Annotated in this window: 20 protein-coding genes; 4 read left to right on the top strand and 16 right to left on the bottom strand. The window is 41.0% G+C overall.

Features of this window, described 5'->3' with window-relative positions; all coding sequences use genetic code 11:
* Positions 1–280: 280 nt before the first annotated feature.
* The 3 genes from rlmD to pcrA form a co-directional block, all read right to left on the bottom strand.
* Complete coding sequence (gene rlmD, locus DWY37_RS10685) at positions 281–1,699, bottom strand: 23S rRNA (uracil(1939)-C(5))-methyltransferase RlmD (protein ID WP_118541760.1); 1,419 nt, start codon at positions 1,697–1,699, stop codon at positions 281–283.
* Positions 1,700–1,834: 135 nt separating this feature from the next.
* Positions 1,835–2,113, bottom strand: coding sequence for a hypothetical protein (locus tag DWY37_RS10680; protein WP_022242638.1), 279 nt, complete (start codon positions 2,111–2,113; stop codon positions 1,835–1,837).
* 127 nt (positions 2,114–2,240) lie between these two features.
* Positions 2,241–4,469 (bottom strand): DNA helicase PcrA, encoded by a 2,229-nt coding sequence (pcrA, locus tag DWY37_RS10675; protein WP_022242637.1) that lies wholly within the window; start codon positions 4,467–4,469, stop codon positions 2,241–2,243.
* A gap of 269 nt (positions 4,470–4,738) precedes the next feature.
* Between pcrA and DWY37_RS10670 the strand changes: the two genes are divergently transcribed.
* Complete coding sequence (locus DWY37_RS10670; RefSeq protein ID WP_117699168.1) at positions 4,739–5,428, top strand: DUF1836 domain-containing protein; 690 nt, start codon at positions 4,739–4,741, stop codon at positions 5,426–5,428.
* A 186-nt stretch (positions 5,429–5,614) separates the two neighbouring features.
* On the opposite strand, the gene DWY37_RS10665 is transcribed toward DWY37_RS10670, so the two are convergent.
* From DWY37_RS10665 to DWY37_RS10645, 5 genes are all read right to left on the bottom strand, one after another.
* Positions 5,615–5,932: a YerC/YecD family TrpR-related protein gene (locus tag DWY37_RS10665; protein WP_022243413.1), complete on the bottom strand. Its 318-nt coding sequence runs from the start codon at positions 5,930–5,932 to the stop codon at positions 5,615–5,617.
* 154 nt (positions 5,933–6,086) lie between these two features.
* The gene (locus DWY37_RS10660; protein ID WP_118544512.1) at positions 6,087–8,162 is read right to left on the bottom strand and encodes a heavy metal translocating P-type ATPase; all 2,076 of its coding nucleotides are present in this window, start codon (positions 8,160–8,162) and stop codon (positions 6,087–6,089) included.
* A 97-nt stretch (positions 8,163–8,259) separates the two neighbouring features.
* Entirely contained in the window at positions 8,260–8,562 is a 303-nt protein-coding gene (locus DWY37_RS10655; protein WP_022243411.1) for a DUF6110 family protein, read from the bottom strand.
* Between the two features lie 101 nt (positions 8,563–8,663).
* A complete protein-coding gene (locus DWY37_RS10650; RefSeq protein ID WP_118541758.1) occupies positions 8,664–9,272 on the bottom strand; it encodes an HD-GYP domain-containing protein in 609 nt (202 codons plus the stop codon).
* A gap of 16 nt (positions 9,273–9,288) precedes the next feature.
* Complete coding sequence (locus tag DWY37_RS10645; RefSeq protein WP_118087716.1) at positions 9,289–9,528, bottom strand: hypothetical protein; 240 nt, start codon at positions 9,526–9,528, stop codon at positions 9,289–9,291.
* A gap of 222 nt (positions 9,529–9,750) precedes the next feature.
* On the opposite strand from DWY37_RS10645, the gene bsh reads away from it, so the two are divergent.
* Positions 9,751–10,737 (top strand): choloylglycine hydrolase, encoded by a 987-nt coding sequence (gene bsh / locus DWY37_RS10640; RefSeq protein WP_117699131.1) that lies wholly within the window; start codon positions 9,751–9,753, stop codon positions 10,735–10,737.
* A gap of 683 nt (positions 10,738–11,420) precedes the next feature.
* Here the strand turns inward: bsh and DWY37_RS10635 are convergent.
* Positions 11,421–12,152, bottom strand: a complete 732-nt coding sequence (locus tag DWY37_RS10635; protein ID WP_117699130.1) for a phosphatase — start codon at positions 12,150–12,152, stop codon at positions 11,421–11,423.
* Positions 12,153–12,282: 130 nt separating this feature from the next.
* On the opposite strand from DWY37_RS10635, the gene DWY37_RS10630 reads away from it, so the two are divergent.
* Positions 12,283–13,287, top strand: a complete 1,005-nt coding sequence (locus tag DWY37_RS10630; RefSeq protein ID WP_118541756.1) for an ABC transporter substrate-binding protein — start codon at positions 12,283–12,285, stop codon at positions 13,285–13,287.
* A 188-nt stretch (positions 13,288–13,475) separates the two neighbouring features.
* Here the strand turns inward: DWY37_RS10630 and DWY37_RS10625 are convergent, their stop codons facing one another.
* The 7 genes from DWY37_RS10625 to DWY37_RS10595 all read right to left on the bottom strand — a co-directional run bounded on the left by DWY37_RS10625 (position 13,476) and on the right by DWY37_RS10595 (position 22,591).
* Positions 13,476–13,943: a COG2426 family protein gene (locus DWY37_RS10625; protein WP_118541754.1), complete on the bottom strand. Its 468-nt coding sequence runs from the start codon at positions 13,941–13,943 to the stop codon at positions 13,476–13,478.
* A 20-nt stretch (positions 13,944–13,963) separates the two neighbouring features.
* A complete protein-coding gene (hisC, locus tag DWY37_RS10620) occupies positions 13,964–15,025 on the bottom strand; it encodes a histidinol-phosphate transaminase (RefSeq protein ID WP_118544513.1) in 1,062 nt (353 codons plus the stop codon).
* 55 nt (positions 15,026–15,080) lie between these two features.
* Entirely contained in the window at positions 15,081–16,280 is a 1,200-nt protein-coding gene (locus DWY37_RS10615) for a pyridoxal phosphate-dependent aminotransferase (RefSeq protein WP_118544514.1), read from the bottom strand.
* Between the two features lie 59 nt (positions 16,281–16,339).
* The gene (locus DWY37_RS10610; protein WP_117699125.1) at positions 16,340–17,239 is read right to left on the bottom strand and encodes a DMT family transporter; all 900 of its coding nucleotides are present in this window, start codon (positions 17,237–17,239) and stop codon (positions 16,340–16,342) included.
* Between the two features lie 208 nt (positions 17,240–17,447).
* Complete coding sequence (gene galT / locus DWY37_RS10605) at positions 17,448–18,980, bottom strand: UDP-glucose--hexose-1-phosphate uridylyltransferase (protein WP_117699124.1); 1,533 nt, start codon at positions 18,978–18,980, stop codon at positions 17,448–17,450.
* A 17-nt stretch (positions 18,981–18,997) separates the two neighbouring features.
* A complete protein-coding gene (locus tag DWY37_RS10600; protein WP_199534364.1) occupies positions 18,998–20,164 on the bottom strand; it encodes a galactokinase in 1,167 nt (388 codons plus the stop codon).
* Between the two features lie 579 nt (positions 20,165–20,743).
* Positions 20,744–22,591 (bottom strand): peptidoglycan binding domain-containing protein, encoded by a 1,848-nt coding sequence (locus tag DWY37_RS10595; protein WP_242986269.1) that lies wholly within the window; start codon positions 22,589–22,591, stop codon positions 20,744–20,746.
* A 264-nt stretch (positions 22,592–22,855) separates the two neighbouring features.
* On the opposite strand from DWY37_RS10595, the gene DWY37_RS10590 reads away from it, so the two are divergent.
* Entirely contained in the window at positions 22,856–23,557 is a 702-nt protein-coding gene (locus DWY37_RS10590) for a phosphatase PAP2 family protein (RefSeq protein WP_117698020.1), read from the top strand.
* Positions 23,558–23,596: the final 39 nt, after the last annotated feature.

Raw genomic sequence — 23,596 nt, 5'->3', positions numbered from 1 at the left:
ACATGTGTAAGATTTCGCAGCAAAAAAATTTCGTCCGCAATCCTGCTGGACTTGTGTAAATATTACATCAGTAAGATTTATAAGTCAAGTTATCTTTATACAAAAAGGCTCCTGCCAGGAGGTATCATACATTTTCGCAAAAGTGATACCTGTTAGCAAAAGCCTATTATTCAGCAGAGTCTCAAAACACCCCTCTGTTTCAATATTCAAATGTTTCATTCAAAAGACCAGAAAACACACGTCCATTATCTTTCTTTATTATCCCACAAACCGCAGAAAATCAAGGTTTCTTTGAAAGCAGACAAACGGTTTCAATATTTCCGGACCATGGGAACATGTCCACGCAGCACATCCTCTCCACCTGATATCCTCTGGCGGTTAAAACCTCTAAGTCTCTTGCAAGACTGGTTGGCTTACAGGAAATATAAATCATGCGGTCTACGCCATAGCGGATAATCTTCTCCAATGCCTTTGGATGGATGCCATCGCGCGGAGGATCCAATACGATAAAATCCGGTTTTTCGGTAATATCGTCCAATACTTTTAAGACATCGCCGGCTAAAAATTCGCAGTTTTCAAGACCATTTAATGCCGCATTTTCCTTTGCGGCTTCCACTGCCTCTTCTACTATTTCCACACCCACTACCCTTTTTGCGGCTGGTGCCAGCATCTGTGCAATGGTTCCGGTTCCGCTGTATAAATCGAATACCACCTTGTCTGCCTTCTCGGTCAGCGTATCACCGATATAGTCCCTTGCAGTCTGGTAAAGCACCTCTGCTCCAAGAGAGTTGGTCTGGAAGAAAGAAAATGGTGTGATTCTAAAACGAAGTCCTAAGAGTTCTTCGTAGAAATAATCTTTTCCATATAAAATCTCTGTTCCTTCATCCTTTACTACATCTGCTACACTGTCATTTTTCGTATGAAGAATTCCTGCAATGCTGCCGTCTAAATCAAGTTTACATAACGCGTCTTTCATTCCGGTCAGCAAATCTTTTTCTGAAGATACTGCTTCTGTCAGGCCATCCAGAATATGCTCTGCGCCTGCCGTTACAAGGTCAATCAGGATCTCTTTGGTCTTTACCGCTTTACGCACCAGTAAATGACGCAGATATCCGGTATGCCGCATCCTATGATAATAGGAAATCTTTTTTTCTGCAAAATACTGCTGCACACAGCTTAATATCTTCCGATAATCTTCATCTACAATTTTACAGTCCGTTACCGAAACAATATCATAAAAGCTGCCACGCTTATGCATGCCAAGAGCAAGGGGACCATCCTTATATTCATCCCCAAAAGTAAATTCCATCTTATTACGGAATCCGAATTCATTCGGACTTGCTTTTACGCCCTCAAAGCTGTAGGTTTCCGGGTCTACTACCGCATCCATCAGTTTCTTCACCTGCTGTCCTTTTAATACAAGCTGATCTTCATAGGATAAATTCTGATAAGTACAGCCTCCACAGATTCCAAAATGCGGGCATGGTGCTTCCGGCAGCTCATTTGGTGCTTTCTTCAAAACTTCCAGTAAGCGGCCTTCGCCTTTTCCCTTTCTTACCTTATTTACAGAAAAGGAAATCTCCTGTCCCGGTAATACGTTTTTTACGATTACCTGCTTTCCTTCTTCTACTTTTACAACTCCCTTATTCGGGAAATCCACATATGCAACAGTTCCCTGTAATACCTGACCTTTTTTCATACTTACCTCACACAAACAATTCTTTTCCAAAAACACATGTCATCCGCAGCGTTTCCGGCACACTCAGTAAAAGGGCTGCATGATATCACACAGCCCTTTACATCTTCACCTGTTAAATTATGCAAATGATAATGATTATTTCTCTTCCTCGTCATCCTCGTCAAAGAAATCATCTTCAAAATCATCATCGAAATCGTCTTCAAAATCCTCCAGATAATCTGGTGCAAAGAAACGATATAATCCATAAGCAGCTGCAGCAACTACTACAACAATACCAATGATTGCAAAAATTAAACCAGCTTTTGATTTTTTCTTCTCTTCCATTATTTCCTCTTTCTCCTTTTTATGCAATAATTCTGTTACTTTGTTCACATTTGCGGTTAATAAATTCTTTAATTCTTCCATTTTTTCCATTTCTGACCACTCCTTTTTATGCCAACAACAGTTTTTCATTTTCCTGCCACCTAGAACTCTTTTTATTAATTCATTATAGCATATGTTTCCCCAATCTACTAGAAAAAATTACAAATTCATAAAATTTTTATAACTTTTTCAATTTGGCAAAGGATGCAAACATCTTCTTCACACCTACACCGGAAAAATCAACGGTAACCTCATAATCCCTGCCGCCGTCAATAATCTGCTTTACGACTCCGGTGCCGAATTTCAGATGGGAAACGGTATCACCCACAGCATAATCCAACGGCTTTTTCATTGCGGAATTGCCAAAGTTCCTTGCCTCCGGTACGCCAGTTCTGCGCAGTGCCATCGGCTTTGCCGAAAATGCATTTTTCGCCATCATACTTGGTTTCGGAATATCCGGCATTTTTTCCTTCTGGATGGTTCCCGCTAAAAGTTCCCGCGGAATCTCTTTTACGAAGCGGGACACCTTATTATACTGTGTTTCTCCTCGTATCATACGCATTCTTGCGCAGGATATGGACAACCGCTCCTTGGCTCTTGTGATTCCCACATAGGCAAGACGACGTTCTTCTTCGATTTCCGCTGTTGGATTTTCCGCACAGATTGCACCGAATCCCGGAAACAGTCCGTCTTCCATTCCTGCCAGATAAACCTGTGGGAATTCAAGACCTTTTGCACTATGTAACGTCATCAGCACGACATAGTCCTGTGTCTCATCCACACTGTCAATATCTGCAACCAGTGCTACTTCCTCTAAGAATCCGCTTAAGGTCGGCTCTTCTTCGCTTTCCTCATAAGTAACCGCTTTGGAAATCAACTCATCGATATTTTCCATTCGCTGCTGTGCTTCCTCTGTATTTTCTGCTTCCAGCTCACGGACATAACCGGTTTCTTCAATGATTTCCTGCAAAAGCTCTGATACACTGATATACGGCAACTTGCTCCGCATACTCTGAATCAGCATTACAAACGGTCTGATTTTTGCAGATGCCCGTCCGATTGTGCCAATCTCTTCTGCCATTTTTAAGGCATTATAAAAGGTAAGACCGTTTTCATCGGCATAATCCTGCACCCTGCTTAATGTCGTTGCTCCAATTCCACGTTTTGGCACATTGATAATACGGCGTACCGCCAGATCATCCATGGCATTGTCAATGGTCTTAAGGTAAGCCAGTAAATCCTTGATTTCTCTTCTGGAATAGAAGTTTACGCCACCCACAATCTTATATGGTATGCTGGCTGTGATAAAACGTTCCTCGAAAAGCCGGGACTGGGCGTTGGTACGGTATAACACAGCACAATCTCCGTAATGATACATGCCTTCCCGTACTTTGCTCCGGATATCTTTTGCTACATAATCTGCTTCATCAAATCCGGTTTCAAACTGATGAAATGCAATTTTTTCGCCTTCCTCATTCTCCGTCCAGAGACGTTTTGCCTTTCGTCCCACATTATTTGCAATGACCCCATTGGCTGCATTTAAAATATTCTGGGTGGAACGGTAATTCTGCTCCAGCTTGATGGTGACTGCATTTGGAAATTCTTTTTCAAAATTCAATATATTATAAATGTTTGCTCCACGGAATTTGTAAATGGACTGGTCATCATCACCTACCACGCAGAGATTCTTATATTTGCCTGCCAGCAGTTTAATCAGCTGGAACTGTGCCGTATTGGTATCCTGATACTCGTCCACCATAATATAACGGAACCGCTCCTGATAATAATCCAGCACTTCCATATCTGACTGGAAAAGCTCTACGGTCTTTACAATCAAATCATCAAAATCCAGTGCATTATTTTTCCGCAACACCTGCTGATATTCCCGGTAAACAGCTGCTTCCTTCATTTTCCGGAAATCTCCCTGCGCCCGTAGGGCATATGCTTCCGGACTGATCAGCTCGTCCTTTGCAGAAGAAATGGCCGCAAGCAAACTTTTTTCCTTATACATCTTCGTATCAATTTCCAGACGCTTGCAGATATCCTTCATAATGGTCTTCTGGTCTTCTGTATCATATATGGTAAAGTTGGTTCCAAATCCGATATGGTCAATAAAACGGCGCAGAATTCTCACACAGGTAGAATGAAAGGTAGATACCCAGATATTTTCCGAGCCATAGCCCACCATGTCATCAATACGCTCCCGCATTTCGCCTGCAGCCTTATTGGTAAATGTAATCGCAAGGATATGATAGGGATTGACTCCCAGTTCCTCTATCAGATATACCGCCCGGTGGGTCAGCACACGGGTCTTTCCGCTGCCTGCGCCCGCCAGCAGCAGCACAGGTCCTTCTGTTGTAAATACACCTTTTTTCTGTTCTTCATTTAATGAATCGTATATACTCATAATGCTCCTTTACTCTCCTCAATACCACTCCGCTCAGTATACCATACTTCCTTAAGGGATGGGAACATATTTTCTGTATTTCTTTTCAGATTTCTTTTTGTACTATCCGTCGAACGCATTCATGAGTTCTTTTCCCTTATGTTCATTCTATTGTAGTTGCATCACGCAATGTCATTTACACATCACAGCGTCATTGTATATGCTTTCTGTCATTTTTCTTCTTGTTATCTAGTTTTCAATACTATATAATAGGTATGAGGTGAATTCAAATGACAATTGATGCAAAAGATTTATTAAACAGTATTTTATCCAGTCTGTCGCGGATTGACTATATCCGTCCGGAAAGTATTCCAAATATTGACCTTTACATGGATCAGATTACAACCTTCATGGATACCCAGCTTGCAGCTTCCAAGCGTCATCCCGATGACAAGATTCTGACCAAAACCATGATTAACAATTATGCGAAAAACAATCTGCTTCCACCGCCGGTCAAGAAGAAATACAGCAAAGAACATATTCTGATGCTGATTTTCATTTATTATTTCAAAAGCATATTAAGTATCAATGATATCGAAAGTATCTTAAATCCTCTGGCAAAACGTTTCTTCAATGCAGAAGGAGAATTCAATCTGACAACTGTCTATGAAGAGGTGTTCAGTCTGGAACGGGATGAAGTAAAAAATCTGATGAAAGATATTACCAAGAAATTTAACACCAGTTCTACCACCTTTGCAGATGCGCCGGAAGAAGACCAGAATTTTCTTCATACCTTTTCCTTTATCTGTATGTTAAGTTTTGATGTATTTGTAAAGCGTATGTTGATTGAAAAGCTGATTGACGAGACGAAAGAAATGGAAAAAGAAGCCGAAGATGAGCAGCGTGCTGCAGAAAAGAAAGCTTCCGAAGAGAAAAAAGCTTCTGAGAAAAAGACTTCCGGAAAAAAGTCGAACGAATAAAAAACCATATGCCAGGAAAAAAGAATGTGCCTTGGCACATCCTCGCAGAGCGTTTTTTACTTTACAGAAAAGCAATTTCCTGTAAATCGAAAAAGCACCAGTTTTCGAACCGGTGCTTTTCTTTATCATTTACATGATTTTGTACAAAAATTAAATATCGCTTTAATTTTATCTCTGCTCTTCGTTTTAATTTTCCTCTTTTTTTTCTTCTACCGGCTTCACATTCGTTCTGGCAAATACCATATCATATCCATCGCATCCATAATTCAAGGAACGGTTCACACGACTGATGGTTGCTGTTGATGCGCCAGTTTTCTCTGCAATATCAAGATAAGTTCTCTGCTCACGCAGCATCTTTGCCACTTCATATCTCTGTGAGAATGCCAGTAATTCATTTACCGTACAGACATCTTCAAAGAATTTATAACATTCCTCTTTATTTTCAAGGCTTAAGATTGCATCAAACAAATGATCCACTGCTTCCGTTCTTACATTCTTACTCATTCTGCCTCTCCTTTTCGTATTATACTTATTTCAATACAAAAATGTTAGCATATTAAAGTGTGAAAGTAAACCGTTTTTCGAAAAATTTTCTTTTCAATTTTCTATTCAAAATTTTTCTTTTCCTGAACCGTAAGATTTCTGTTTCTGGAAATTTTTAATCCAGAAGATTCTGCATACTCTTTAAGGTAATTACCAAGGTAGATGTATTATGAAGTAATGCAGATACGGTTGGCTGCAGGACTCCTGCCACGCCAAGCACAATCAGTCCTGTATTGAATCCAACAATTGTCCGGTAATTCTTATGAATCCGTTTCATCAATGCATTACTCAGCACCTTTAAGGTTACTATCTCATAAAGATTATCTGCACCGATAGTTACATCTGCAATTTCTCTTGCAATCTCTGCTCCATCACTGATGGCTATTCCAATATCTGCCGCAGATAATGCCGGTGAATCGTTGATACCATCTCCAATCATAATGACCTTGTGTCCTTCTGCTTTGGCTTTCTCTACAAAACTTGCCTTATCTTCCGGAAGTACCTCGGAGTAATACTCGTCTACGCCCACTCTTGCTGCAATGGCGGATGCTGTACGTTCACTATCCCCTGTCATCATAACAACTTTCTTAATTCCGGCTGTCTTTAAGGAATTTACAACGGCTGCTGCTTCATCACGAAGCGGATCTTCAATGCAGATAACGGCTGCAAGGCGGTTCTCAATTGCCATATAAAGGTGTGAATATTCTGATGGAAGGCTGTTAAACTGTTCTTCATAGCCTTCCGGAACCACACATTTTTCATCTTCAAATACAAAGTGATAGCTTCCGATTACCACACTCTTTCCTTCTATGGTGGAAGAAATTCCGTGGGCTACAATATATTCCACCTTAGAATGTAGTTCTTCATGCACAAGATTCTTTTCCTGGGCTGCATCTACAACTGCTTTTGCCATAGAATGAGGGAAATGTTCCTCTAAGCAGGCAGCAATACGTAAAAGTTCTTCCGTGGGCTTATCCGTAAAAGAAACCACATCCACTACGGTAGGCTGTGCTTTGGTCAGAGTACCTGTTTTGTCAAAGACGATGGTATCTGCTTCTGCCATTGCCTCTAAGAATTTGCCACCTTTTACGGTAATATTGTGCACACTTGCTTCACGGATTGCAGACAATACAGATACCGGCATTGCAAGTTTTAATGCACAGGAAAAGTCCACCATAAGAACTGCTAATGCTTTTGTGGCATTTCTGGTAAAGAGCCAGGTAATGCCTGTTCCTAGTAATGTATATGGAACCAGGCGGTCTGCCAGATGCTCGGCTTTACTTTCCAGGGAAGATTTTAACTTCTCTGACTCTTCAATCATCGTGACAATTTTTTCAAATTTGCTGGAGCCATTTACTTCTTTGACACGAATGGTCAGTTCTCCTTCTTCCAATACGGTTCCGGCATAGACATAACTTTCTACACTCTTATGCACCGGAAGGGATTCGCCGGTTAAGGATGCCTGATTTACCATCGCATCCCCTTCCGTTACCACGCCATCAAACGGAATGACATTTCCCATATGAATACAGACTTCATCGCCTTCTTTAATCTCAGATGCCGATACCAGTATTTCCTGTCCATCCTGACACAGCCATACTTTACTGATATTTAAGGACATACTTCTTGCCAGATCATCGACGGATTTCTTGTGTGTCCACTCCTCTAAGATTTCTCCAATGCCCAGTAAGAACATAATGGAACCTGCTGTATTGATGTCATTGCGAAGCAGAGAGACTCCAATAGCTGTTCCATCCAGCACCGGAACCTCTATCCTGCCCTTCGCCAATGCAGACACTCCAGCCCACAAATATTTCACGGAACGGACCATGGTAATTCCTGCGCGGATTGGATATGGCAGGAACATCTTACTGCCCATACGGAGTACCACTTTATTTACCAGCTTGTCCCAGTAAGTCCGGTTCAGCTCCCTGCCGGAATTCTGTAAAAAAGTCTCTGGAACATCCACTTTCTGATAAGAGAAATGACGCAGTGTCTCTATCATCTCCTCACGATTTCCCACATAACAGACTACTGCATCCTGTAAACGTTCATTTACTTTCACTGAAGTGACACATTTGCAGTTACTCAGGTAATATTCCATCATATCTGCCTGGCGGAAACTCATCCCGCCCTGAATGATATGAATACGAAGTCTTCCTTTTATCTCATGTTTTATAACAAATCTCATATTACATACTTCCTTAGATAAAGAATCACCTACAGCATATTCTGCAGGTGATTCTCATAGTTTACGTGAACAGCGTGCAAAATCGCATGCCCAATGTTTATTCTGCTACAGTTTCTTCTGTTGCATCTTCTACAGATTCATCTGTATATTCTGCTGCTTTAGCAGCTCTGTCTTCATTAATCTGCTGTGCCTCAGCATAAATATCCTCTGCATTCTCCTGGATATTAGAAGCAGTCTTCATGACACATTCCTTTGCACGTAATGCTGCTGCTGTACAGTTTGTGTAGACTTTCTTTGCATCCTTGCTACCTAATATTTTAATTCCGGCTGTTCCAAACAATACACCGGCAGCAAAGATTCCGGTCTTCTTCCAGTTAAATTTTTTTACAAAATCAAACATATGTATTCCTCCTATTTCTGTTTGTTTTTTAGCTTACCGCCAATAAAACCCATTGTCCATACTCTTTTCTGTTATTGAGAATTCTTATCAACAACGGAATCCTATCTTGAAATTTTAATTACGGAAATAATCTCTTCCCAGTGGTCTAAAACATATTGTCCAATAATCGGGTCATACATTTTGCCGAGATTATTTTTGATTTCCTGATAACAGTAGTCAAAATCATGCGCTTTGCGATAACTCCGGTTTGAAGTCATGGCATCAATGGAATCGCAGATTGCAATGATTCTTGCCCCAACCGGAATTTCTTCTCCTTTGAGTCCAAGCGGATAGCCCTTTCCATCGAATCGTTCATGATGACAGAGCACGATATATTTCAGTTCTTTTAAATGTCTTGATTTACTCAAAATCTCAGCTCCAATAGAGGGATGTTTCTTCATTGTCTCCCATTCCTCATCATCAAGCTTTCCTTCTTTATTTAAAACAGCATCCGGAACACCGATTTTTCCAATATCATGGAGATGTGCCGCAATATGGATTTGCTGTATATTCTCCGTTTTTAAGCCAATTAACTGGCATACTTTCATAGCCATATCACTGACACGCTGGGAATGCCCCGCCGTATAAGGGTCCTTGGCATCCAGTGCACAGGTAATGCATTCTATAATTTCATGATAATCTATCTCATCGCAATATTCACAAGTTTTCAAATAATCCCTTCACTTTCTATCCTTCAATGGCAAATTTTGCAAATGATAATTCTGCTCCTTTGCCGATTCTGCTGCAGATATTTACCACTCTGGTCATAACACCTGCAAACTGGTTATCTTTGGTTACAATTTTAAGAAGCTGTGTCTCTGCCTCATATTCTGCTTCCTCTACATCTTCTAATTCTAATGTTTCACGAAGAATTTCTTTTACCTGATCCTCTGTTACTTTTTTAGACATCCGATAATATCTTCCCATAATGTGCTTCCTTTCTTAGTTGTTACTACTTTATGTTAGTTTTTTCTAATCCAGTTGTATTATAACACCTGCTATTGAAAATAGAACCTTTCGTATTGATATTTTTTCTCATTATTTCTTAATTTGATTTACCCCTGTATCCACGTTATAATAGTCCTATTACATAAATCTGATTTTTCAGCAGAATACTAATACAAAAGAAAGATAAAAGGAGGCTATTTTATGTGCACCGCAGCTACTTATCAAACAAAGAACTTCTACATGGGCAGAACCCTTGATTATGAATTTTCTTATGGTGATGAAGTCACCATCACCCCTCGCAACTATCCTTTTCATTTCCGTCATGCCGGGACTTTAAGCTCCCACTATGCCATGATTGGCATGGCTCATGTAGCACCAGACAATGGTGTTGACTATCCTCTTTATTATGATGCCTGCAATGAAAAAGGTGTCTGCATGGCAGGGCTTAACTTTGTGGGAAATGCCGCTTATGCTGATATTATTGATACAAAGGAAAATGTTGCACAATTTGAATTTATTCCATGGATTCTAAGCCAGTGTGCTTCTGTTTCAGAAGCCAAAGAAAAATTAGTGCAGATGAATCTCGTTGGAACTGTTTTTGCCAGCCATTTTCCGGCAGCACAGCTTCACTGGATGATTGCCGACAAAAGTGAAAACATCGTTGTGGAATCCATGGCAGACGGGCTTCATATCTATGACAATCCTGCCGGTGTGCTGACCAACAATCCACCTTTTCCAATGCAGATGTTTGCTTTAAATAATTATGCGGCTCTCTCATCCAGGCAGCCGGAAAATCATTTCTCCGACAAGCTCAACTTACAGGCTTACAGCCGCGGTATGGGGGCTTTGGGTCTGCCGGGCGATTTATCTTCCCAATCCCGTTTTATCCGGGTTGCCTTCACCAGACTACATTCCATTTCCGGCAGTTCAGAAATCGAAAGTGTCAGCCAGTTCTTTCATATCTTAGGTTCCGTCGACCAGCAGCGGGGCTGCTGTGAAGTTGCTGATAACAAATATGAAATTACAATCTATACTTCCTGCTGCAATGCGGATAAGGGGATTTATTACTATACGACCTATGATAATCATTCAATTAACGGAATCGATATGCATCATGAGAACCTGGACAGTGCAGAGTTGATCCGGTTTGCGGTTCTTGATGCGGATGGGATTCACTGGCAGAATTAGTGGATTGCGATGTGGAGATAACATTTAGAATCAAAGAATTTTGCAGCAGTCAAAGCACATCTGATTTTCTTTTATGTGAAATGTCAACCGTTCTTAGGGGTCTGTTTTTCTTGATGATAAACTGTCTTTTCGGTTGCTTTGACAGAATATTGGTACTGTCCGTCGAGGGCAGATGCCACCTAATGTCTGCAAGGGGCACTGGGAATTTCGATATACTTTTCATTTCATCTGGCAACCGACACAAATTCACATCCATGTTCAAATGTGCCTCGCTGGTACATCCCTGTACCAGCGTTGCCTGTTGCCAGACGAAATTCCAAGTGCCCCTAACAGCCCTTATCAGGCATCTGCACTTCGACGATCAGTACCAATATTTTGTCAAACATGGAAAAGACGGTTTTTATCGTAAAAAGAAAAACAGACCTCTTAGAACGGTGACGTTTCATCATATGAAAATCAATGTGCTTCGACTGCTGCAAAATTTTTTAATAAATTTTTCTCCCACATCGCAATCCCCTAATGGATGACATATAAAAGGAGCAGACCCGCATCAAAAGTCTGCTCCCTTTACGTCCAAAGTATTTTGTGTGTATTGTAATGTTCCTTACAAGAGTTAGTTTATGCTAACTCTTGTTTTCTGTCAATACCGCTGTTGATATTCTTTTCTCACCTGTGATAACTCCTTATAGATGTTCCGGTGATTTAAAATAATTCAAGAAACTCTTCGCCAGTTCCACATTGGTATTGACCACCAGTTCTTCCGGAAAATCTACCATCTGAATAACTTCCAATGGATATTGATGATTCCCAACTGCAGTATCCACATGCGCATCGGAATCCATGATAACCGGAACTTTATATTCCTTGCAAAGTTCTAACATTTTGCAGCTGTTTTCCTTCGTATTCTGCCGGAAGCCACCCGGTGTCAGGGAGCCATTGTTGACCTCTAACAATACATGATGTTCCTTTGCACCTTCCACCAATGCACGATAATCCACCGGATAATAAGAATCATCTGGATGTCCGATAATATTTACATAGGAATTTTTCATCACATTCAGATAAGTTTTCGTATTTTCTTCTATGGTTCCCGGATGAAAACACGGACCATGCATACTTGCAACGCACAAATCCATCTGCTTTAAGGTACGCTCCGGCAAATCCACATGCCCTTCCATATCCATGATATTAAGTTCTGCGCCAAACAGCATATACATTTCTCCATGCTTTCTTTCCAGCACGCGAAGATTATTAAAATATAACTCGCTACAGGTTCCCGGCATTTTCGGAGCATGCTCTGTAATACCAAAGAGACGGATTCCTTTCTGCTCTGCCGCCTTTATCATTGCTTCAATAGTACTGTAAGCATGTCCGCTTGCAATTGTATGAGTATGAAGGTCTACGTAGTCGTTCATGTTCTGTTCTCCTTTTATATCTCTTGTCTTAATACTGTTTTCTAAATTTTAGACAATCCTATCCTATCCATCATAGCACATTTTCATCTGTCTTTCATACTATAATACAAATGTCTTTTAAGGATGCTCTATGAAACGATTTTATAAAAAAGGTATTTCTCTTTTCTTAATTCTTCTTATGTCCTTCCCGCTTTGTGCCTGCAAATCAGATGATTCTAAAGCATTAACAACCGTAAAATTAAACGAAGTGGCACATTCCATCTTTTACGCACCGATGTATGTGGCCATCGAAAAAGGCTACTTTAAAGATGAGGGAATCGAGCTCTCATTGACCACCGGCTTTGGAGCGGATAAAACCATGGCTGCCGTTGTTTCCGGGGATGCAGATGTAGGGTTCATGGGAACGGAGGCAAGCATTTATGCCTACACGGAAGGTGCAAAAGACCATGTCATCAATTTTGCACAGCTTACCCAGCGTGCCGGTAACTTTGTGGTTGCAAGGGAAAACACCGATTCCTTTTCCTATGAAGATATGATTGGAAAAGATGTGCTGGGCGGAAGAGCCGGTGGCACACCGGAAATGGTATATGAATATGTACTCCGGGAAAATGGTGTTTCTCCTTCCGAAGTCAAAATCGACCAGAGTATTGACTTTGGTTCTACCGCAGCGGCTTTTTCCGGCGGGCAGGGGGATTATACCATTGAATTTGAACCATCCGCTACTGCTTTGGAGCAGTCCGGTGACGGCTATGTGGTAGCATCCATTGGCGTGGATTCCGGCTACCTTCCATATACTGCTTTTTGTGCCAAAGAAAGCTATCTTAAGGAAAATGCCGACCTTATCCAGCATTTCACCAATGCTTTACAGAAAGGCATGGATTATGTAGCAGGTCACAGTCCGGAAGAAATCGCAACTGTCATTGCACCACAGTTTAGTGAAACAGATCTTAAAACCCTTACACTTATTGTAAGCCGCTACTACGACCAGGAAACCTGGAACACAGATTTAATACTCCGGGAAGAAGGCTATGACTTAATGCTTACTATTTTAGAAGAGTCTGGTGTTCTCTCCGGTGCCGCTCCTTATGAAGATCTTGTAAATACAGATTTTGCCGAAAAAGCATCCACACTGTAGTTCAAAGTGTCAGAAATTAAATCATTATTAAACAAATACTGTGTCTTGGAACATTCTCGCGGAGCGTTTTTAACTTTACAGGAAAGCAATTTCCTGTAAAGTTAAAAAGCACAGAATATATAGTAAATAACATTACTATACATGCTGTGCTTTTTATCACTTAGATATCCTTTTTACATTCCACTCTGTTAGCGAATCATAGAAAATGCCCCAACACTGATTAACATCATAATTACACCAGCCAGCAATACGCCAAGCATCACTGCGATAACAGATGATTTAAAATCCATATCTAAGATGCTGGCTGCCAGAGTTCCTGTCCAGGCTCCGGTTCCCGGCACCGGGATTCCAACAAAGAGCAGTAATGCCAGGAATAATCCTCTTCCTGCCTTTGCCTGCAGCTTCTTACCACCCTTTTCACCTTTTTCCAGACACCAGCCGAAGAATTTTCCAATAACAGGCTTATCTGCACCCCAAATCAGTACTTTTCTTGCAAAAAAATAAATAAATGGTACCGGCAGCATATTTCCAATGATGCAAATAATATAAGATGGTATCAATGGAAGTCCAAAGCCCTGTGAAAATGGAATCGCTCCTCTCAGTTCAACCAGTGGTACCATGGAAACAAAAAATACAATCAGATAATGTAATAACATAATACTCCTTTCCTAACGAATTATGACTGTTTATAGTTTTTCAAAAACGTAATCAGCGTATCCATTTCTTCATCTGTACCAATGGTAATACGCAGATAATTTGCAATCCGCTCCGGTTTGGAGAAATGACGGACATAAATGTCCTTCTTCTTCAAATCTTCAAACAGCTTCTCCATGGAAATCGTATCGTGGGTTACAAAGAGGAAGTTGCTCTTTGAATCATCCATCCGGTATCCCAGTGTCCGAAGTTCTTCCCTGGTACGCTCTCTCGTTGCAATAATCTTCTGTGTTGTCTCTTTAAAATAAGCTTCATCCAAAATAGCAGCCGTTCCCATTTCAATCGTAAGGGAATTTAAGGTGTAAGAATTAAATGAATATTTAACATCGTTCAAATATTTGATTAATTCAGGCTGTGCCATCGCATATCCAATCCGCATGCCTGCCATGGAATGGGATTTGCTAAAAGTCTGGACTACCAGTACATTGTCATATTTATCAATAAGCGGCAATGCAGATGTTCCACCGAAATCAATATATGCTTCATCCACAATAACAATGACATCCGGATTCTGTGCAATGATGCATTCCACATCTTCTAACGGAAGCAGCTTTCCTGTCGGTGCGTTTGGATTTGGGAATACAATTCCTCCGTTTTCCCCAGCATAATCCTCCGGGCGAATCGTAAAATTCCTATCCAGCGGAATCTGCTTATATGGAATACGGAATTCCTCTGCCCAGACATCATAGAAAGAATAAGTAATATCCGGAAACAGAATCGGACGATTAGAATTAAAAAATGTCATAAAGCACATGGCAAGTACATCATCTGAGCCAACGCCCACAAATACCTGATTGGAATTTAAACCATATCGTTCTGCAATGGCGTCCGTCAGTTTCTCAATCTTTGGATCCGGATAAAGACGCAGCCGGTCGGTATCAAAAGAGGTTAAAACATCCTTTACTCCCGGTGCCGGTGGATACGGGTTCTCATTGGTATTCAGTTTTATCATTTTCTCTTTCTTCGGCTGTTCTCCCGGAACATACGGGATAACTTTGCGTATGTTATTTTCCCATGCTTTCATGTCTTACTCCTTCTATCTGCTGCTTGATTTTATCATTCTTTCGTTTTCCGATTTCTTATTCTGCTGCCTTCAGTCCATACTCTGCTGCCAGCTTTGCAAATGCCTGCATGGAATTTACTACTGTCTCATAAGAAGTGCAGTATGCAAGACGTACATAACCGCCATAGCCGAAGGCACTTCCTTTTACCAGAATCAAATGGTATTTCTTCGCAGCTTCTACAAATTCTTCTTCCTTTGCAACCGGAGATTTCAGCCACAGATAAAATGCTCCCTGTGGTTTGATGCAGGTGAATCCAAGCTTCGTCAGTCCTTCATATAAAGCAATACGGTTGCGGTCATAAAATTCAAGATTGGTCTTTTCCTTTAAGCACTCTGCCACTGCTTTCTGAATGAGGGATGGTGCATTTACAAAGCCAAGAGTACGGTTTGATACGGTAATTCCCTCGATTAATTCTGCGGAATCTGCCGCTTCATCCGGCACTACCACATAACCGATCCGCTCGCCCGGAAGTGATAAAGATTTACTGAAGGAATATCCTACCAGCGTATCTTTATAATATTTTGTCAAAAAATTCTCCTGTACGCCGTCGTAAACCAGTTCACGGTATGGTTCATCGGAAATAAGATAAATATCGGTTCCAAATTCCTCTTCCTTCACAGTTAAAATTCTGGCAATCTCTTTTAAGGTTGCATCTGAATATACCACTCCGGTCGGGTTGTTCGGATTGTTGATGATAACCGCTCTTGTATCTTTTGTAATTTTTCGTTCAAAGTCTGCTAAATCCGGCATAAAATCTGCTTCATCTGGCATGACTTCCACAATCTTTGCATCGAAGTTTGCGGCATAGTTTTTATATTCACCAAAATACGGAGCAAATACCATAACTTCATTGCCCGGATCTAAAATCGTCTTAAAAATAATATTCAGACCACCTGCTGCACCAACTGTCATAATCAGGTTCTTCCCATGGAAATTGGTTCCGAAGCGTTCATTTAAGTTCTCTGCAATTGCCTCCCTTACTTCCTCATAGCCTGCATTTGCCATATATCCATGCACCACAAGCGGGTCTTCTTTATCCAAAATATCATAAATTGCTGTCTTAATTTTTTCCGGTGCCGGTGTAGCCGGATTGCCAAGGCTGAAATCATACACATTTTCTGCCCCATATCTGGCAGCCATTTCTTTTCCTTCCATAAACATGGCACGAATTGCAGAGCTTCCTGCCATTGCCTGTTTTATCTTTTTTGACAACATATCTTATGCCTTCTTTCTCTTTCTATTCTGTTACAGTATAGCTGAGACTATCCGTAAAATCAATCTGTTTTCTTGTTTCCGATGGGAATCTGCGTGATAATAATTGCCACAAACATCAATACGCAGCCTAAAATTTCTTTTGGTGATAATACCTGTCCCAAGATCACCCAGCCAGCCAGTGCGGAAATCACGGATTCCAGGCTCATAATAAGGGATGCGATAACCGGGTTGATGCCTTTCTGTCCTACAATCTGCAAGGTGTAGCCAACGCCGCAGGAAAGAAGTCCCGCATACAACAAAGGCAGCCATGCCGCCTGAATATTGGAAATATCCGGTGTCTCTGTAAACAGCATTCCTACTGCTGAAAGTACTCCGCATACAAAAAACTGTATACAGGACATTTTTACGCCGTCTACCTTCGGTGAAAAATAATCAACCACCAGTATATGAAAGGAAAATGCCAGTGCACATAAAAGAAGCATGATGTCTGCCCGCTCAATGGTAAAGCTGCCATCCTTCATGCAGAGTAAATACATTCCCACAACTGCCAGTGCTACACAAAACCACAGCTTGATTCCCGGACGCTTTCCAATAAAGATGCCGATAACCGGAATCATCACAATATACAACGCCGTAAAAAAGCCAGATTTACCAACGCTTGCTTCCATAATGCCAAACTGCTGCAGATTGGATGCAATGCAAAGAATTACACCACAGGCAATTCCACCTGTCCATAAAATTCTTTTATTCTCCTTTGCCCCTGTCTCTGCTCCTGCCTCTTTCTTTCTGTTTAATAACAAAATAACCGGGATTAACACCAGTCCACCCAAAACACATCGGATTGCATTAAAAGTAAAAGGACCAATATATTCCATGCCAACACTCTGGGCTACAAAAGCAACGCCCCAGATGGTTGCGGTCAATAATAATATCAAAGAACTCTTTATCTGCTGTTTCATAAAATCTCCATTCTGTCCTTATTCTTTTGCATAATTTATCATATTGCTCTTATATTAATGCATTTCTTTCCTTCTTGCAAGAGTCATAACATACAACAAAGAGCATCAGAGGCGGTGCTTTTCATCCTTCCCATTGGATGACACCTTATGCCAATGATGCTCTTTTCTTATGTTAACCAGAATCCCTCTCCCAGATAAACACCTTTTTCTATTTATTTACCGTGTCAATAAAGCGTAAGAATGCTTCTCTTCCTTCTTCGGTGCATTTGTATACACCGGCATCCAGAAGAACTTCACGGAATACCAGTCCGATTTCCTTTCGGATAATCCCGTCAATATTTTCTTCCGTAATGCTCTCATATTTCGGCAAAAATTCCTCTACCCAGTCTGCATGCTTACTTAAAACTTCATTGTTCCGTAAATCAGCCCTGGAAAGAATTGCCGTCTTAAGCTGTGCCATCTCGTCCTTCAGACGTGCCGGCAGCACTGCCAGACCCATTACCTCGATTAAGCCGATGTTTTCCTTCTTAATATGATGAAGCTTTGCATGCGGATGATATACGCCCAGCGGATGCTCCTTTGTTGTAATATTATTACGAAGCACTAAATCCAGTTCGTAATTATTGTCTCGTTTTCTTGCAATTGGCGTAATGGTATTATGTGGCTCCCCGTCTGTTTCTGCAAAAATAAATGCTGCCTCATCCGTATAGCCACGCCAGGTCAGAAGTATTTTATCTGCCAGCTCAATCAGTCGTTCTGTATCCGGTGCGGACAGGCGGATAACTGACATCGGCCATTTTACAATTCCGGCTTTCACATCTTCAAAGCCCGCAAAGGTAATCTCTTTTTCCAGCGGTGCCTTTGCCATGGCAAATTCATAATGTCCACCCTGAAAATGATCATGGCTTAAAATCGAGCCTCCTACAATCGGCAGGTCTGCATTGGAACCGACGAAATAATGTGGAAACTGTTTTACAAAATCCAGCAGTTTTCCAAAGGTTGCCTTCTCGATTTTCATCGGTGTATGCTTTCCATTAAACACGATGCAGTGCTCATTATAGTACACATAAGGAGAATACTGTAAGAACCAGTCACTATGATTGATGGTTACCGGAATAATACGGTGATTCTGTCTTGCCGGATGGTTGACTCTTCCTGCATAACCTTCATTTTCCTTACACAAAAGGCATTTCGGATAGCCGCTCTGTTTTGCCAGCTTTGCAGCTGCAATGGCTTTCGGGTCCTTTTCCGGCTTGGATAAGTTAATTGTAATATCCAGTTCACCAAACTCCGTCTCTGCGGTCCATTTCATATCCCGCATGATACGGTATCTGCGGATATAATTGCTGTCCTGGCTGAGAGTATAATAATAATCTGTTGCCGCCTTTGCATCCTTCTCATAAAGGCTCTGAAATTTATGAATTACTTCACCTGGTCTCGGCATCAGCATTCCCATGATTTTCGTATCAAATAAATCTCGGTATACTACACTGTTTTCCTTCAAAATGCCTTTTTCATAAGCATAATCCAGCAGACGGTTTAATAATTCTTCCAGACTCTCTTCTGCTTCTTCTCTGCTCATCGGAGTCCGTGACTGATAAGCTGCCACAGCGTCCTCATCTAATTCTTCTAATTCAAACAATTCCAGCAGGCGGTTGATGGTAAATCTTTCATCTTCCTTCGGAACCAGTCCGGTTACCATGCCATATTCTGTTAATTTTAAGATATCTTCACAAATCATAACTTACCTCCTGTTTCTTATGCCAGTCTGGATGGACCGTCTCCAATTTCTACTACATAGAAATCTGCGCTGTATCCAATTTTCTTTTCATATGCACTGCCTACTGCTTCAATAAAATGCTCTACCGCTTCATCCTTTACAATACTGACGGTGCATCCGCCAAAGCCTGCGCCTGTCATACGGGATCCAATGACTCCATCCACCTTCCAGGCTTCTTCCACTAAGGTATCCAGTTCAATTCCGGTTACTTCATAATCATCCCTTAAGGATACATGGGATGCATTCATCAGCTTTCCAAAGGTTTCCACATCATTTTCTTTCAAAGCTTCCACTGCTTTTAGGGTTCTCTGGTTCTCATATACCGCATGTTTTGCCCGACGCATGCGGACCTCACTTCCGATGGCTCCCTTATATTCTTCAAACTGTTCCTCGGACAATTCACCAAGACTTTTGATGTCCACCACCTTCTGTAATTCTGCCAGTGCTTCCTCACACTCTGCACGACGTTCATTATATTTCGAATCACCCAGACCACGCTTCTTATTGCTGCAGGAAATTACAATTTTAGCATCTTTTAAACGAACCGGCGCATATTCATATTTTAAAGTAGCCGTGTCTAAGAAAATTGCATGCTCTGCTTTTCCCATGGCAATGGCAAACTGATCCATGATGCCACAATTCACTCCATTGAATTTATTCTCTGAAAACTGTCCGATTAAAGCCAGATCCTGATTCGTTACACCAAATCCGAATAAGTCCTTTAAGATATATCCGGTCAGTACCTCAACAGATGCAGAAGAAGAAAGTCCGGAACCATTCGGGATATTTCCAAATAATAACAAATCCAGTCCGGTATCTACCTGCATGCCCTTTTCTCCAAACGCCCAGATAACACCCTTCGGATAATTCGTCCAGTCTGCTTCTTTCTCCGGTTTCAAGCCTTCAATGGAAGATTCCAGCACACCAAGCTGTTCAAAATTCATGGAATAAAATCTCAGTTTCTTATCGGCACGTTTTCTTGCCACGCCATAAGTTCCAATGGTCAGTGCGCATGGAAATACATGACCTCCGTTGTAATCCGTATGCTCTCCAATCAGATTCACACGTCCCGGTGCAAAATACACACGGATGTCTCCTTCATCCCCAAATAATTCCTTAAACCTTGTCAAAACCTGCTCCTTCATCAATACATTCTCCTTTCGATTTATTTTCATCCGTTCCTGTTATCCGGCACATTTTCACAGGATATTATTCATCTGTCTTTGTGCTCGTCAGCAACATAATTTATATTTTTTACTTCTTGATAAGATTATACTATATGCCCTGTTTCTTTGCAATATTGCCGTTCTAGTCTGCAACATCTCAATTGCTATTTGGCAACATTTTTCCATATGCATGATAAGGATTTATAAATAACTGTGAAAATATAAAATCTTATATAAAAACACCAGTCTCTGACTGAATGATTCAGATACGAGTGAGGGCTGTAAGGGACATTGGAAATTCGATAAAAACATATATGATTCTGACAACCGGCGCAAATTCACATCCATGTTCATCTGCGCCTCGCCGGTACATCCCTGTACCGGCGTTGCCTGTTTCCAAACGAATTTCATAAGTCCCTAACAGCCCTCCCTCATGCATCTGCAATCATCCAGGCAGAGGCTGGTGTTATTTCTATTACATTTCTATTTTCAATTTTATTTCCGATGTCATTAGAATTGTCTGAACCGAGGGTAGTGTTCTCTTTCCCTGCTTTTATTTTACAAGGCTGCTTCAGCGGCTGCCAGCTTGTCCAGTGCACTCTGTGGTACCTTCGCTTTTGCGCCCTCGCTTAAGGCATTATAGGCATTTCTTGCATTGGCTACTGCTGCTGCATCTGTGGCAGTTATCGTATCTGGCAATGCCATGATTGTATTCGTTACATTCTGTGCATCTATACTTTCCTGATTCTGCAATTCCTGCAGGGCCTGTTCATACTGCAACTGTGACAGAGCTGACTCGGCTGCTGTCAGCACATTCAGATTCTTTACATATGCTTTGGCGCTGTCAGATAAAGCATCATACTGGGAACGGACAGACGCAATGGTTCCTGCGGAGTCCAGGGTTACTGTTCCAATGGAGGTGATTGCCTCATCTACTGCAGATGCTGCATCCATATCCTTGCCCTTCTGGCTCTCGGTTCCCGGCAGTTCATAAACAAGCACCGGATAACCAGCTTCTATATTTTCATAAATTGTTTTTGCTGCACTGTATGGAAGATTGATACATCCATGTGAACCGCTTCTTTTATAAATTGTTCCACCAAAAGTACTTCTCCAGCTGGCATCATGCATTCCAACACCACCGTTAAACGGCATCCAGAAAGATACCGGAGACTCATAATCTTCGCCGCGAAGCACCGCATCCTTTGCCTTATAAGTAACACCAAAAGAGCCGGACGGCGTTCCATGATTCTTTGCAAGGTTACCGGAGACAAAATCAGATTCTACCACCAGCGATCCGTTCTTATAGAAAAACAAATGCTGTGCGGTCAGATTGATTTCCACATATGTATTACCATAGTCATTCTCACCATGGCTGTTAGCCGTCTGGGAATAAACCGGCTCTCTTGTTACATCCTTACCGGCTTTCAAATCCTCCAGTATCATTTCCTTTTCAGCTGCATTATCTACCCACCATCCGTAATTTCCACCATAAATTGTCACTGTCTGTCCATAAGAGGTATCCAGTGTCCGGTTTCCATAGGCGGTATTATAATTTTTTGCCATAGCTTTTACATAAGCGCTCAATGCCTCATCATCTACAGACACATTGAAATCATCATCCACAGAAAGCCAGGTACTGATGGTTTCTCCATCCAAAACCACATCATCCTTGCCTTCTGCCTGATAGGTAATCTTCATCTGGGTATATTTATTCAAAGTATCCAATGCATCCTGAAATACATCATCCTCTTCTTTTACCTTAGGGTCTTCATAACAGCCTTCCCCGGAAAGGTCAAATTCCGGCTGCATTTTATCCAAGGCTTCTTTGATTTTCTCCGTAAATGCATCCTTATCGATTTTTGTTCCATATACCTCCGGCTGCACTTCATAGCCATCCTTTGTATAATCCTTAATCTGTGCATTTTCGGAATCCGTCCATTTGCTTTCATCCATACAGGATAAATTATCCAGAACATCCTTCAATTTTTCTTCATCAAAAGATATCATGGTCTCCACTTCGTATTTCCGTGGAGAAATAAGATAGTACGGCCATGCAAATCCATTCTGCTTCTTTAAAAGCTCTTTTACCTGCTTATCAAATACCGGCTCCATATCAATGTCTGTTCCATTGATGCTCTCTGTCTTATCCTCACGCTCCACCAGCTTCATCTCATACCTGGATGCCTGCTTCGTAATCTTCTTTTCCACACCACTGGTTGAGGAAGCGGATACCCCCACATTATTTATCGTGGTACGAAATGCAAAATGGCTCTGAAAAAACAGTGCCAGTACCAGATAAATCACAACTAATATTCCTACAGGAATTCCGATTACACAAAGGAGTTTTTTTCTGCTCATTTTTTCCTTTGCAGTTTCCTGCTGTTTCTCTTCATTCTTCTTCATATCCCTTAACCTTTCTATTTTGCTAGTTTCCATTATAGTTGACCGTTTTTCTTTGTCAATGAAATCCCGCATTTGTAATATTTATTTAAAAAATGAAATACATTTTCTTGTATTCTTGCACAATGAAAATGTTCCTTTTCCATTAAAATCTTAAGAATTCCATAAAAATTATTAAATTCGATTTTATAGCATTGTTTTTTAAAAAATGCTGTGCTAGAATTCCACAATAGAAGTAGTATTCTTACATTAAAAAAGGGGAATCCGATGTCGAAAAAAGATAACTTTAAGCAAAATCTCAAAGCATTTTTTCAAAAATATAAGCACGCATGGGTTCTGCTGTATGTATTCATATATTTTCCATGGTTTACCTATCTGGAAAAACATGTGACTTCAAATTTCAACGTAATACATACTGCACTGGATGATAAAATCCCATTTATAGAATTTTTCATCGTACCATATATGTTATGGTTTGGATATGTCGCATATGCGGTTCTTTACTTTTTCTTCAAAAATAAAGAAGATTATTACCGGCTCTGTACATTCCTGTTTGTGGGAATGACTGTATTTCTGGTAGTATCCAGCCTCTATCCAAACGGACATTATCTCCGCCCGCATTCCTTTGAGCATGACAATGTCTTCACCCATATGGTAGCCTGGCTTTACGCAACCGATACACCGACAAACCTGTTTCCAAGTATTCATGTTTATAATTCGCTCGGTGTTCACATTGCACTCTGTAACAGTAAAGAATTTAAGGAGCGTCCGAAGTTAAAGCTGGCTTCTTTCATCCTTATGGTCAGCATTATTCTTGCAACCATGTTCTTAAAACAGCATTCTGTATTTGATGTGGTTACTGCATTTGTAATGGCTGCTGTCATGTACTCTTTCGTCTACGGCAGGAACTTTGCTTTCGGTCGCAGCAAGGCAAAAGAATCTTTTGAAAAACAACTTAAGCACATATAGTTTTTATAAAAGAACTGCCGCTCCATTTTGAGCAGCAGT

The organism is Roseburia sp. AF25-13LB, from assembly GCF_003478915.1.
Taxonomy (GTDB): domain Bacteria; phylum Bacillota; class Clostridia; order Lachnospirales; family Lachnospiraceae; genus Roseburia_C; species Roseburia_C amylophila.
This window is presented reverse-complemented; position numbering and strand designations above follow the sequence as displayed.

Bases quoted from the DNA above. Each gene is read 5' to 3' on its own strand.
- galT (WP_117699124.1), bottom strand. From the start codon at position 18,980: ATGATTTGTGAAGATATCTTAAAATTAACAGAATATGGCATGGTAACC.
- DWY37_RS10670 (WP_117699168.1), top strand. From the start codon at position 4,739: ATGACAATTGATGCAAAAGATTTATTAAACAGTATTTTATCCAGTCTG.
- DWY37_RS10645 (WP_118087716.1), bottom strand. From the start codon at position 9,528: ATGGGAAGATATTATCGGATGTCTAAAAAAGTAACAGAGGATCAGGTA.
- DWY37_RS10680 (WP_022242638.1), bottom strand. From the start codon at position 2,113: ATGGAAAAAATGGAAGAATTAAAGAATTTATTAACCGCAAATGTGAAC.
- pcrA (WP_022242637.1), bottom strand. From the start codon at position 4,469: ATGAGTATATACGATTCATTAAATGAAGAACAGAAAAAAGGTGTATTT.
- DWY37_RS10595 (WP_242986269.1), bottom strand. From the start codon at position 22,591: ATGAAGAAGAATGAAGAGAAACAGCAGGAAACTGCAAAGGAAAAAATG.
- DWY37_RS10635 (WP_117699130.1), bottom strand. From the start codon at position 12,152: ATGAACGACTACGTAGACCTTCATACTCATACAATTGCAAGCGGACAT.
- rlmD (WP_118541760.1), bottom strand. From the start codon at position 1,699: ATGAAAAAAGGTCAGGTATTACAGGGAACTGTTGCATATGTGGATTTC.
- bsh (WP_117699131.1), top strand. From the start codon at position 9,751: ATGTGCACCGCAGCTACTTATCAAACAAAGAACTTCTACATGGGCAGA.
- DWY37_RS10630 (WP_118541756.1), top strand. From the start codon at position 12,283: ATGAAACGATTTTATAAAAAAGGTATTTCTCTTTTCTTAATTCTTCTT.
- DWY37_RS10625 (WP_118541754.1), bottom strand. From the start codon at position 13,943: ATGTTATTACATTATCTGATTGTATTTTTTGTTTCCATGGTACCACTG.
- DWY37_RS10655 (WP_022243411.1), bottom strand. From the start codon at position 8,562: ATGTTTGATTTTGTAAAAAAATTTAACTGGAAGAAGACCGGAATCTTT.
- DWY37_RS10660 (WP_118544512.1), bottom strand. From the start codon at position 8,162: ATGAGATTTGTTATAAAACATGAGATAAAAGGAAGACTTCGTATTCAT.
- DWY37_RS10600 (WP_199534364.1), bottom strand. From the start codon at position 20,164: ATGAAGGAGCAGGTTTTGACAAGGTTTAAGGAATTATTTGGGGATGAA.
- DWY37_RS10610 (WP_117699125.1), bottom strand. From the start codon at position 17,239: ATGAAACAGCAGATAAAGAGTTCTTTGATATTATTATTGACCGCAACC.
- hisC (WP_118544513.1), bottom strand. From the start codon at position 15,025: ATGAAAGCATGGGAAAATAACATACGCAAAGTTATCCCGTATGTTCCG.
- DWY37_RS10590 (WP_117698020.1), top strand. From the start codon at position 22,856: ATGTCGAAAAAAGATAACTTTAAGCAAAATCTCAAAGCATTTTTTCAA.
- DWY37_RS10665 (WP_022243413.1), bottom strand. From the start codon at position 5,932: ATGAGTAAGAATGTAAGAACGGAAGCAGTGGATCATTTGTTTGATGCA.
- DWY37_RS10615 (WP_118544514.1), bottom strand. From the start codon at position 16,280: ATGTTGTCAAAAAAGATAAAACAGGCAATGGCAGGAAGCTCTGCAATT.